General features: G+C 69.2%; 10 protein-coding genes. 4 read left to right on the top strand and 6 right to left on the bottom strand.

Going from position 1 to position 11,663, the window contains the following annotated elements:
- Positions 1–2 precede the first annotated feature (2 nt).
- Positions 3–1,160 carry a branched-chain amino acid ABC transporter permease gene (locus ACIBK9_RS29160; RefSeq protein WP_397162111.1) on the bottom strand — a complete coding sequence of 386 codons (1,158 nt, stop codon included), beginning with the start codon at positions 1,158–1,160 and terminating at the stop codon, positions 3–5.
- A gap of 519 nt (positions 1,161–1,679) precedes the next feature.
- The gene (locus ACIBK9_RS29155; RefSeq protein WP_397162345.1) at positions 1,680–2,030 is read right to left on the bottom strand and encodes a PaaI family thioesterase; all 351 of its coding nucleotides are present in this window, start codon (positions 2,028–2,030) and stop codon (positions 1,680–1,682) included.
- A 131-nt stretch (positions 2,031–2,161) separates the two neighbouring features.
- Here ACIBK9_RS29155 and polA point away from each other — a divergent pair, with 131 nt between their 5' ends.
- From polA to rpsA, 3 genes are all read left to right on the top strand, one after another.
- Positions 2,162–4,852: a DNA polymerase I gene (gene polA / locus ACIBK9_RS29150; protein ID WP_387666587.1), complete on the top strand. Its 2,691-nt coding sequence runs from the start codon at positions 2,162–2,164 to the stop codon at positions 4,850–4,852.
- A 161-nt stretch (positions 4,853–5,013) separates the two neighbouring features.
- Positions 5,014–6,069, top strand: coding sequence for a polysaccharide deacetylase family protein (locus ACIBK9_RS29145; protein ID WP_358293821.1), 1,056 nt, complete (start codon positions 5,014–5,016; stop codon positions 6,067–6,069).
- Between the two features lie 192 nt (positions 6,070–6,261).
- On the top strand, positions 6,262–7,743 hold the full coding sequence (rpsA, locus tag ACIBK9_RS29140; RefSeq protein WP_352358288.1) for a 30S ribosomal protein S1: 1,482 nt from the start codon (positions 6,262–6,264) through the stop codon (positions 7,741–7,743).
- 294 nt (positions 7,744–8,037) lie between these two features.
- Here the strand turns inward: rpsA and ACIBK9_RS29135 are convergent, their stop codons facing one another.
- Together ACIBK9_RS29135 and ACIBK9_RS29130 are read right to left on the bottom strand one after the other, a co-directional pair.
- Positions 8,038–8,787, bottom strand: coding sequence for an SDR family oxidoreductase (locus ACIBK9_RS29135; RefSeq protein ID WP_397162110.1), 750 nt, complete (start codon positions 8,785–8,787; stop codon positions 8,038–8,040).
- Positions 8,788–8,934: 147 nt separating this feature from the next.
- Positions 8,935–9,675 carry an SDR family NAD(P)-dependent oxidoreductase gene (locus ACIBK9_RS29130; protein WP_397162109.1) on the bottom strand — a complete coding sequence of 247 codons (741 nt, stop codon included), beginning with the start codon at positions 9,673–9,675 and terminating at the stop codon, positions 8,935–8,937.
- 121 nt (positions 9,676–9,796) lie between these two features.
- Between ACIBK9_RS29130 and ACIBK9_RS29125 the strand changes: the two genes are divergently transcribed.
- A complete protein-coding gene (locus ACIBK9_RS29125) occupies positions 9,797–10,396 on the top strand; it encodes a TetR/AcrR family transcriptional regulator (protein WP_397162108.1) in 600 nt (199 codons plus the stop codon).
- A gap of 108 nt (positions 10,397–10,504) precedes the next feature.
- On the opposite strand, the gene ACIBK9_RS29120 is transcribed toward ACIBK9_RS29125, so the two are convergent.
- Positions 10,505–10,711 (bottom strand): 4-oxalocrotonate tautomerase family protein, encoded by a 207-nt coding sequence (locus ACIBK9_RS29120; RefSeq protein WP_358293814.1) that lies wholly within the window; start codon positions 10,709–10,711, stop codon positions 10,505–10,507.
- A 138-nt stretch (positions 10,712–10,849) separates the two neighbouring features.
- Positions 10,850–11,584, bottom strand: coding sequence for an SDR family oxidoreductase (locus ACIBK9_RS29115; protein WP_397162107.1), 735 nt, complete (start codon positions 11,582–11,584; stop codon positions 10,850–10,852).
- Positions 11,585–11,663: the final 79 nt, after the last annotated feature.

Here is an 11,663-nt window from a genome sequence, read left to right as displayed (position 1 = left end):
GATCAGCCGATTCGCTCGCGGCGGCCCAGGATGCCCTGGGGCCGGACGAGGAGCACGATGATGAGCACGACCAGCGCGCCGACGCTCTTGAGCTCCGGCGGCACCCACAGGGTGGAGACCTGGATGAACAGGCCGACCACCAGCGAGCCGACCAGCGCGCCGAAGGCGGTGCCGAGCCCGCCGAGCGTGACGCCGGCGAAGATGAGCAGCAGGATGTCCTGGCCCATCGTGTACTTCAGGTTCTGCGAGAGCCCGAGCATGATGCCGGCCAGCGCCGCGATGGCGCCGCCCAGGGTCCAGACGATCCGGATGACCCGGTCGACGTTGATGCCGGACGAGGCCGCGAGCGCGGGGTTGTCCGACACGGCCCTGGCCGCCTTGCCGGTACGGGTGCGCAGCAGCGCGAAGCCGACCAGGAGCAGCACGGCCAGCTCGATGCCCATCGCCACGAAGTTCTTGGGCGCCGCGGAGATCGGCCCGACCTCGATGCCCGGCTGGGCCGTGTACTGGGCGTAGGCCTCGTTCTGGCCGCCGAAGAAGATCAGCATGACGTAGCGCATGACCAGCGCGACGCCGATGGAGACGATCATCATGGCGACGATGCCGGTGCCGCGCCTGCGCAGCTGGCCCCAGAAGAGGCGGTCCTGGGCGTAGCCGAACGCGCCGCCCAGCGCCACGGCGAGCACCGCGGCGGGTATGAGATGGAGGCCGAAGCCCACGTTGAACATGTAGGCCAGCACCGCGCCGAGCGTGACCAGCTCGCCGTGGGCGAAGTTGGTCAGGCCGGTCGTGCCGTAGATCAGCGACAGGCCGAGCGCGGCCAGGGCGATGATCAACCCGAGGTTGAGCCCCTCGAAGGCGAGCTGCGCCGCGGTGTCCCAGACGCTGCTCTCCCCGCTGTCGTCTGCCTGCGGCTGCCCGGCGACGCCCTTGGCCTGCAACGCGAACAGCACGGTCGAGCAGTTGCCCTCGAAGACGGTCGGCGTGCGCACGTTGCTGCCGCCGCGCACCTCGGCGTTCTTCGGAAGGGAGTTCGGGTCAAGGGTGACCTTGAACTTGCCCTTGTCGGTAGGAACTTCCCACGTGCCCTGTGCGTTTGTTGTGACCTCCTTGACGGGTTGTCCGCCCTCGGTGGTCACGGCGATTTTGACGCCGTTCACTGGCTGGCCTTGGAGTTTGAGCGTCCCCTTCAAACCCTGGCATCCGGCCGGCCCCGCCTGCGCGGGACTGGCCAGCAGGAAGATGAGTCCACCCAGGAAGGCCGTGAACGCGATCACGGCTCTGCGCAATGGTGCTCCCTCAAATAGGTCAAGGCGGGGTTGTGCCCCTCCATCTCGACACGCGCGCATCGCAGGCACAACTGGGATGCAATGGCGGGAGCTTATTCCGCAGACGCCCGTTTCAGTATGGTTCGTCACCAATTAGTGACATGCGTGTGCCACACATGTGAGCAAACAACGCGGCAGGTCAGGGGCTAAATGAGGGAAGACGCCTGGCCCACGCCGAAAACGAAACGGTAACGATGGGGAGAAAACGTGGACGAGCCCGCGGGGCGGCCTTTGGGGCCATGTAGGGCTTCCCCGGCCGCACACGTTATCTACCGGGCCTCCCCGCGGGCTCTGTTCGGACAACCGTAGCGATCGATGGGGCCGCTGCGCAAAGGTTCGGTCAAAGTGACGTCAGGGGCGCTGGTCGCGCAGCATGCACGTCAGTCTGGAGGTGCACACCCGCCGTCCCTCCTCGTCGGTGATCTCGATGTCGTACGTCGCCAAAGTGTGTCCGCCGTGCAACCGCGTCGCGACCCCGGTCACGTACCCGGAGGTCGCCGAGCGGTGGTGGGTGGCGTTGATCTCGATGCCGACGGCGATGCGGCCGGGGCCGGCGTGGATCGCCGCGGCCACCGAGCCCAGCGTCTCGGCCAGCACCGCCGACGCGCCGCCGTGCAGCAGGCCGTAGGGCTGGGTGTTGCCCTCGACCGGCATCCTGCCGACGACGCGCTCGGGCCCGGCCTCGACGAACTCGATGCCCATGCGGTGGGCCAGCGTGCCCTCGTGCACCGCGCCGTACGCGGAGAAGTCCAGCGGATCGGTCTGCGTCAAGGGGATGTCTCCACTCTTCCGAGCTCGGGTTTTCTGTCGTTGACGCAGACTAGGCTGCGTACGTGCCGAAGAGTGAAGTGACCCCCAGCCGCCCGTGCCTGTTGCTGCTTGACGGGCATTCCCTGGCCTACCGCGCCTTCTACGCGCTCAAAGACGCCAACCTCATGACCACCGACGGTCAGCACACCGAGGCGGTCTACGGGTTCACCTCGATGCTGACGAACATTTTGCGCGACGAGCAGCCGACCCACGTGGCGGTGGCCTTCGACCGGTCGGAGCCGACGTTCCGCCACGAGGAGTACTCCGACTACAAGGCCAACCGGAGCGAGACGCCCGAAGACTTCCGCGGCCAGATGCAGCTCATCTACGAGCTGCTCGACACGCTGCGCATCCCGCATCTGTCCAAGGCGGGCTTCGAGGCCGACGACCTCATCGCCACCCTGGCCACCCGCGCGGCCGGCGACGGGATGAACGTCCTGATCGTCACCGGCGACCGCGACGCCCTGCAGCTCGTCGACGAGCACGTCACCGTGCTGATGACGCGCCGCGGCATCAGCGACATGACCCGGTTCACCCCCGAGGCGGTCGAGGAGAAGTACGGCCTGACCCCGGCCCAGTACCCCGACTTCGCCGCCCTGCGCGGCGACCCCAGCGACAACCTGCTGTCCATCCCCAGCGTCGGCGAGAAGACCGCGGCCAAGTGGGTGCGCGAGTTCGGCTCCCTCACCGCGCTGGTCGACCGCGTCGACGAGGTCAAGGGCAAGGTCGGCGACAAGCTGCGCGAGCACGTTGCCCAGGTGCTGATGAACCGCCGCCTGACCGAGCTGCTGCGCGACGTGCCGCTCGACGTCGAGCTCGGCGACCTCACCCAGGGCGCGTGGGAGCGCGAGGAGATCAACAAGCTGTTCGACACCCTGCAGATCCGCGGCGAGCTGCGCGAGCGCGTCTTCAAGGTGCTCGGCACCGGCGAGGCGGAGCCCGAGCAGGGCTTCGAGGTCGAGACCGTCATCCTCGGCCCCGACCGGGTGGCCGGCTGGCTGGCCGCGCTCCCGCAGGGCCGCGCCGGGCTGGCCTTCAAGGGCTCCTACGGCAGCGGCTCGGGCCGCATCGACGGCATCGCCGTCGCCTCGCCCGACGGCACCGCCGCCCACATCGACCCCGTCAAGCTCACCGAGGCCGACGAGGCGGCGCTGCGGGCCTGGCTGGGCGACGAGAGCAGGCCCAAGGCCGTCCACGACGCCAAGGGCCCGATCCTGGCCCTGTGGGCCCAGGGCATGGAGCTGCGCGGCCTCAGCTGCGACACCGCGCTGGCCGCCTACCTCGCCATGCCGGGCCAGCGCACGTTCGCGCTGGAGGACCTGGCCAGGCGCTACCTCCACCGCGACCTGCGGGCCGAGGAGGAGTCCGGCGGCCAGGCCGCCCTGTTCGGCGACGACGAGGACGCGCCGGCCAAAGACCTCGCGCTGCGCGCCCACGCCGTGCGCGAGCTGGCCGACTCCCTTGAGGGCTTCCTGGCCGGCCGCGGCGGCACCCAGCTCCTGGCCGACGTCGAGCTGCCGCTGCTGTCGGTGCTGGCCGAGATGGAGCGGGCCGGCATCGCCGTCGACAGCCAGTACTTCGCGGGCCTGGAGGCCGAGTTCGGCGCCGCGGTCAAGCACGCCGTGGAGGAGGCCCACCGCTCCGTCGGCGAGCAGTTCAACCTGGGCTCGCCCAAGCAGCTCCAGGAGATCCTGTTCACCCGGCTCAACCTGCCGAAGACCAAGAAGATCAAGACCGGCTACAGCACCGACGCCGACCAGCTCGCCTGGCTCGCCACCCAGACCGAGCACGAGCTGCCGACGATCATGCTGCGCCACCGCGACCAGCAGAAGCTGCGCACCACGGTCGAGGGCCTGATCAAGGAGGTCGGCGACGACGGGCGCATCCACACCACGTTCAACCAGATCATCGCCGCCACCGGCCGCCTGTCGTCGGAGAAGCCCAACCTGCAGAACATCCCGATCCGCACCGCCGAGGGCCGCCGCATCCGGCAGGGCTTCGTGGTCGGCGAGGGCTACGAGCGGCTGTTGACGGCCGACTACAGCCAGATCGAGCTGCGCATCATGGCCCACCTGTCCGGCGACGAGTCGCTGATCGAGGCCTTCGAGTCCGGCCACGACTTCCACCAGGCCACCGCGGCCCGGGTGTTCGACCTGCCGCCCGAGCAGATCGACAGCGAGCTGCGGGCGCGCATCAAGGCGATGAACTACGGCCTGGCCTACGGCCTGTCCGACTTCGGCCTGTCCGGGCAGCTCAACATCCCGGTCTCGGAGGCGCGGGCGCTGAAGGAGGAGTACTTCACCGAGTTCGGCGGCGTGCGCGACTTCCTGCAGGCCATCGTGGCCCAGGCGCGCACCGACGGCTACACCGAGACGATCATGGGCCGCCGCCGCTACCTGCCCGACCTGACCAGCGACAACCGCCAGCGCAGGGAGATGGCCGAGCGCATGGCGCTCAACGCCCCCATCCAGGGCTCGGCGGCCGACATCATCAAGGTCGCCATGCTCCACGTCCACCAGGCCATCGCCGAGGAGGGGCTGGCCTCGCGGATGTTGCTGCAGGTCCACGACGAGCTGGTGTTCGAGGTCGCGCCGGGCGAGCTGGAGACGCTGCGGCAGCTCGTGTGCGACCAGATGAACGCCGCCTACCACCTGCGCGTTCCGCTGGAGGTCTCGGTGGGCGTCGGGCGTACGTGGCAGGACGCCGGCCACTGACGATGTTTATCCCGACACGGCGGGGCAGTCCGACATATCGCGAACGGCGTGGCCCCGCCGTCTCCGGGGCTTCTCGTCTACGCTGATGACAGTTTGGCCGAGATGTCGGGAGATTTGTGCGGGTACCAGCGTCCTTCACGCGGATCATCGCAATCGCGAACGTGGCCGTGGTGACCGTGGCCGTCGTCGGGCTGAGCCTCTTACCTGACGGTGAGACTCCTACTACCCAAGCGTCGGCCCGGGTCGGCGTGATCGCCCCCGTCTCACCCCCGCAGGGGCAGCCGCAGGACACCTCCCAGCCGCCCGGCGTGGTCGCCACCCCCGAGTTCGCCCGGCAGGTGCGCGCCAACGAGGCGGGCCTGGTGCCGGTCATCATGTACCACCGGATCCTGCGCAAGCGCGTGGCCTCCATCGACCGCACCCCCGCCCAGCTCAGGCAGGAGCTGGAGAAACTGGCCAAGCAGGGCTACGTGCCCATCACGGCCAGGGAGTTCGCCACCGGCGACATCCGGGTGCCGGCCGGGCGGTTCCCGGTCGTGCTGACGTTCGACGACGGTCACCCGAGCCACTTCGCGCTCGACGACGCGGGCAACCCCGAGCCCGACACCGCCGTCGGCGTGATCCTCGACGTGGCCGCCCGTTACCCCTCGTTCCGGCCGGCCGCGACGTTCTGGATCACCCGTGAGCCGTTCGGGCTGCGCGACCAGGAGCGGCAGGCGGCCGCGGTGCGGTGGCTGGTCGATCACGGCTTCGAGGTCGCCAACCACACCTGGTCCCATCCGGACCTGCGGCGGCTGGGCAAGAAAAAGGTGCGCGAGCAGATCGTCCGGCTGGAGCGCCTGCTGAAGAAGCTGGGGGCGCCGCCGGACAAGACCCTGGCCCTGCCGTACGGGTCGCTGCCGCGGCCCAAGAAGCTCGCCCGTACCGGCTCCTGGGACGGGACCCGCTATGATTTCGCGGGCGTGTTCCTCGCCGGGGCCCAGCCGTCGCTTTCGCCTTTCGCGAAAGACTTCGACCGTGGGGCGATCCAGCGGATCCAGAGCAACGGCAAACGGGGAGAGTGCCGCAAGTGGTGCTCGCAGTACTGGCTGGAGTGGCTGAACAAGCACCCTGGCGAGCGCTACGTCTCGGACGGCGATCCCACGCGGATCTCCGTCCCGCGCAGGCTACGGGGTAATATCAACCCCAAGCGGGAGTCCCAGATCATCGGGTACTGATGTGCCTCCGGATTGACCCCGTGGCCAAGGTCTCATATGCTGATCGCTGCGCTGTGGGCTCGCGCGCGCCTCAGACGGAGCGGGCTCGCGCTCGGTCACGTCGATGTCGTAATTCCTCGGCTTGATGCGGAAGAGGGCCTGCCGCGCATCCGCCACATCGACATCCTGTCCGCGTTCGGAGCAATTCCACACATGACGTCCAGCACTGAGGCCACCTCGAGCACCCCGCAGGTAGCGGTCAACGACATCGGGTCCGAGGAAGCCTTCCTCGCAGCGATCGACGAGACCATCAAATACTTCAACGACGGCGACATCGTCGAGGGCACCGTCGTCAAGGTCGATCGAGACGAGGTCCTTCTCGATATCGGCTACAAGACCGAGGGTGTCATCCCCTCGCGCGAGCTTTCGATCAAGCACGATGTCGACCCTGCTGACGTCGTGGAGGTCGGGGAGCACGTCGAAGCCCTGGTTCTCCAGAAGGAGGACAAAGAGGGCCGCCTGATCCTGTCCAAGAAGCGCGCCCAGTACGAGCGCGCCTGGGGCACGATCGAGAAGATCAAGGACGAGGACGGCATCGTCACCGGTACCGTCATCGAGGTCGTCAAGGGTGGTCTCATCCTCGACATCGGCCTGCGCGGCTTCCTCCCCGCCTCCCTGGTCGAGATGCGACGGGTCCGCGACCTGCAGCCGTACGTCGGCCGCGAGCTCGAGGCGAAGATCATCGAACTCGACAAGAACCGCAACAACGTGGTTCTCTCCCGCCGCGCCTGGCTGGAGCAGACGCAGTCCGAGGTTCGCCAGACGTTCCTCAACACCCTGCAGAAGGGCCAGGTCCGCAAGGGCGTCGTCTCTTCGATCGTCAACTTCGGCGCCTTCGTCGATCTCGGCGGGGTCGACGGTCTGGTCCACGTGTCCGAGCTGTCCTGGAAGCACATCGACCACCCGTCCGAGGTCGTCGAGGTGGGCCAGGAGGTCACGGTCGAGGTCCTCGACGTCGACATGGAGCGCGAGCGCGTCTCCCTGTCGCTCAAGGCCACGCAGGAAGACCCGTGGCAGCAGTTCGCCCGTACCCACCAGATCGGCCAGGTCGTGCCGGGCCGCGTCACCAAGCTGGTGCCGTTCGGTGCGTTCGTCCGGGTCGAGGAGGGCATCGAGGGCTTGGTCCACATCTCCGAGCTGGCCGAGCGCCACGTGGAGATCCCGGAGCAGGTCGTCCAGGTCGGCGACGAGATCTTCGTGAAGATCATCGACATCGACCTCGACCGTCGTCGCATCAGCCTCTCGCTGAAGCAGGCCAACGAGGGTGTCGGCACCGAGGTCGAGTTCGACCCGACCCTCTACGGCATGGCGGCCACGTACGACGACCAGGGCAACTACATCTACCCCGAGGGCTTCGACCCGGAGACCGGGGAGTGGCTCGAGGGCTTCGACAAGCAGCGTGAGGAGTGGGAGCGGCAGTACGCCGAGGCCCAGACTCGCTTCGAGGCTCACCGCAAGCAGATCGAGGAGGCCCGCAAGGCCGAGGCGGAGGCCGGCGAGGCCGCTCCCTCGTCCTACAGCGGCGAGACCGCTCCTCCGTCGGGCAGCTCGTCGTCGGCTCCGGCCAGCGGCGCGCTCGCCTCTGACGAGGCGCTCGCAGCCCTCCGCGAGAAGCTCGCGGGCGGCCAGAGCTAAGGCTCAGCCTTGAAAGGCCCCGCACGGGTTTCCGTGCGGGGCTTTTTCATGCCCTTCTCCGGGACGGGCCTCGCGTGGAGCCTTGCCGTAGGGGGCTCGCCGGGGTGGTCATGAGCTGGGCCGCCGTGACGGCGACGGCCTGGTGGTGCTCGTGCCGCCGGCGACGCGATCTCCCGTTCCGTGAGCGGAGGTCGTGGCCGCCTCGGGCGAGATCAGCGACACGACGACACGCTCGTGAATCACCTCGCCGACCCGCGCAGCCAAGACTGCCGCCAGGCCGCTGACGAACGGAGGTCAGTAGGCGAGCTCCCCGATGCCGCCATCGACGCGCAGGACGGTGCCGGCGGTGTAGGCGGACTCGTCGGAGGCCAGGTAGACGGCCGCCTTCGCCACCTCGGTGGTGGTGCCGATGCGATGCAGGGGCACGGTCCGCCGGAGTTCGTCGTAGATGGCGGCCTGTCGCTCGGGGCCGAGCGACTTGAACGCGTCCGTGAGGGTCGGCCCCGGGCTCAGCCCGTTGACCCGGATGCCCCGGTCCTTCAGCTCATAGGTCAGCCCGCGGGAAAGGGACAGCAGGCCCGCCTTGGCGGCACCGTAGACCGCCGCGTTCTCGTGCCCGACGTAAGCGGAGACCGAGCCGACGAGAATGACCGAGGCCTGCTGTGACAAGAGCGGAAGCAAAGCTCTGACCAGGAAGAACGGCCCTTTGAGATTGGTGGCGACGAGCGTGTCGAACGCCTCCTCGCTCCATTGCTCGATCGGGAGATGGGTGACGTCGGCGGCGTTGCTCATCACGATGTCGAGCTTCGGCCATTCCTGCTGCAACCGCGCCGCGAGCGCCGCCTGGCCGGGGACGTCGCCGGCGTCGCTGACGATGGGCAGCAGCGGGCCGTCCAGTTGCCGGGCGGTCTTGGCCAGCCGTTCCCGTGAGCGGCCGGTGATCGCGACAGTCGCTCCCTCGGCGAGGAACTGACGGGCTGTCTCCAACCCGATGCCGCTGGTCCCGCCGGTGATCAGTGCATGCTTTCCTGCGAGACGACCCATGGAAGTCATCCTCCTGACTGGCTCATGGCGCATGGTTGTGGTGATGATGACGGGCCGTCCCCCCATCGTGAGGCACCCGCCATCGTGAGGCACCCGCCAGAGGCCGGCCCCGTACTGCGGACGTGGCTCTGGCCGGTGCGTTCGGGGTCAGATGGCGGTGCGTCCGCCGTCGGCGGCCACGACGGCGCCGGTCACATAACTGGCTTGGTCGCCGGCGATGAAGGCGATGACGCGAGCGACCTCGGCCGGAGCGGCGGCGCGCTTGAGCGCGGTCGTCAGGCCCATGCCGCCGACGTCCGGTCCCATGACCGCCACCACCTTGGAGGTGGTCATCGGGCCGGGCGCCACGGCGTTGACGCGTACGCCGGAGGCGGCGAACTCGGCGGCCCAGGTGCGGGTCAGGGACTCCAGCGCTGCCTTGGTGGCGCCGTAGACCGCCATCGGCGGCATGCCCAGGCCGGCGGCGGTGGAGGTGACGTTGACGATGCTGCCGCCCCCGCCGGCGGCCATCTTCGGTGCGAGCTGGGCGACCAGGATGAACGGCGCGCGCACGTTGACCGCGAAGGCCGCGTCGTAGGCGGCGAGGTCCTGGTCGGCGGTCGCGCTGAACGGGACGACACCGGCGTTGTTGACGAGGATGTCCACCGCCCCGGCCTCCTCGGCCAGCCGCCGCACGGCCTGCGGGTCGGCCAGGTCGGCGCCGATGAAGTGCACGGAGCCGGTCGCGCCGGTCCGCACGTCGTCCACGACCTGGGCGCCGCGGCCGGGGTCGGTGCCGGTGATGATCACGTCCGCCCCGCCGGCGGCGAGAACCTTCGCCGTGGCGTGCCCGAGCCCGCCGATGGCGCCCGATCCGGTGATCAGCGCCGTCTTGCTGTGAAAGTCCATGGGGTTCTGCCTCTCCGCCGGTGCGAGCGCCGGCGACTTCTGTGCGGTCGTTCAATAAGTCGCGCGGCCTTCAACGTACAGACTTCTGTGCAAGCGGTCAAAAAGTCGGTAGCCTGGGCACATGGCACGGACAGGACGCCCTCGCGCGTTCGACAAGGACCAGGCGCTGCAGCGCGCGCTGCTGCTGTTCTGGTCGCGGGGCTACGGAGAGACCTCCATCCAGGACCTCGTCGAAGCGCTGGATCTGGAGCGGGGCAGCCTGTACGGCGCCTTCGGCGACAAGCGGCAGTTCTACCTGGCGGCGGTCCAGCTGTACTGGGACACCTACGAGCGCGAGCTGATCGCGGCGCTGGCGTCCGGGCCGGTGCTGCCGGCGCTGCGCGAGGTGCTCGCCAACCCGGCCCGGACGCAGGAGTACGCCTCCGAGGCCGGCGTTCCGCAAGGGTGCATGATCGGCAACACCACCGCCGAAATGGTTCCGCAGGATGCCGAGGCCCGCGAGATCGTCGCCCGCTCGCACGACCGCTTCACCCGGATCGTCGCCGACGCCCTGCGCCGCGCGCAGGCCGACGGCGAGGTCGCCCGGGCCGCCACCCCCGAGGCCCAGGCGCAGCTCCTGCTGTTCACCGTCCAGGGCCTGTCCCTGGTCTCCCGCGCAGGACTCGACACCTCCGTCGCGCTCGCCGCCGTGGACGCCCTGATCGACGCCCTCCGCGCTTGATCCGCGGCCTCCGGGCCCACCCGACCCCAGGTGCGGTTTCTGCGCTGGGGGCCGGGGTGAGGTTCGGCGGTGGGACCGGGCCGGGGGCGGCCCGGTGTCCCGGACGGGTCAGCTGCGGCCGAGCATGTCCGCGGTGAGGATGTTGCCACCCAGACCCCAGCCGCCGTCCGGAACCTCCTCCAGGAGGACCAGGGTGGTGGCCCGAGCTCGTTCTCCGTAGACGGTGGCATAGGCGTCGGTGACTGCGTCGATGAGCTTCTTCTTGGACTCGGGGGTCAGGGTGTCGGCGGGAACCTTGAGGTTGGCGAACGGCATGTCGGTTTCCTTTCGTGTGGGGATTCAGAGTGAGGCGGCGGGTGCCCGGAGGTGAACGCGCCGGGCACGACGATGGCGGTCCCATGCCGAACCCGCTGGAGGCCCCGGTGGCGACGATGGCCTGTCGCGCGGCGGCCATCAGATGATCCCGCCGTTGGCGCGCACGACCTGGCCGTTGATCCAGTGCCCGGCCGGGCTCGCCAGGAAGGCGACGACCCCGGCGATGTCCTCGGGGGTGCCGAGCCGTTCCAGCGGCGGCTGCTTGGCGAGCTGCTGGATCGTCGCCTCGGTCTTGCCGTCGAGGAACAGTTCGGTGGCGGTCGGGCCCGGCGCGACCGCGTTGACCGTGATGTTCCGCCCGCGCAGTTCCCGGGCGAGCACCAGTGTCATCGCCTCGACGGCTCCCTTGCTGGCGGCGTACGCCCCGTAGCCCGGGAACTGCAGGCCGACCACGGAGGTGGACAGGTTGACGATCGCGCCACCGTCGCGCATGCGGCGCGCGGCCTCCCGGGCCATCACGAACGCGCCGCGGATGTTGGTGCGGTGCAGAGCGTCCAGCTCGTGAAGGTCGAGGTCGGCGATCGGGGACAACGACAGCCGCCCCGCCGAGTTGACGACCACATCGACCCCGCCGAAGGACTTCTCCGTCGCCTCGAACATCTCCGCGACGGCGTCTTCGTCGGCCACGTCGGCCTGGACCGGGATCGCCCGGCCGCCGGATGCCGCGATCTCCTCGACCACCTGCGCCGCGGCGGAGGCCGACCCTTGGAACCCCACGGCGACCGCACAGCCCCGTGCCGCCAGCGCCACCGCGATCGCCTTGCCAATCCCGCGGGAGCCGCCGCTGACGACGGCCACACGCTGGTCATTCATGGAAACTCCCTGGTTCTAGCAGTGATACGGATTCTCCGTATCGGCGTTACGAGAATCGACGGTAGCACAGTTCGTATCG

Source organism: Nonomuraea sp. NPDC050227, assembly GCF_044459705.1.
Lineage (GTDB): Bacteria > Actinomycetota > Actinomycetes > Streptosporangiales > Streptosporangiaceae > Nonomuraea.
Note: the sequence above shows the minus strand (reverse complement) of the source record. Positions and strands in the feature narration are given on the sequence as shown.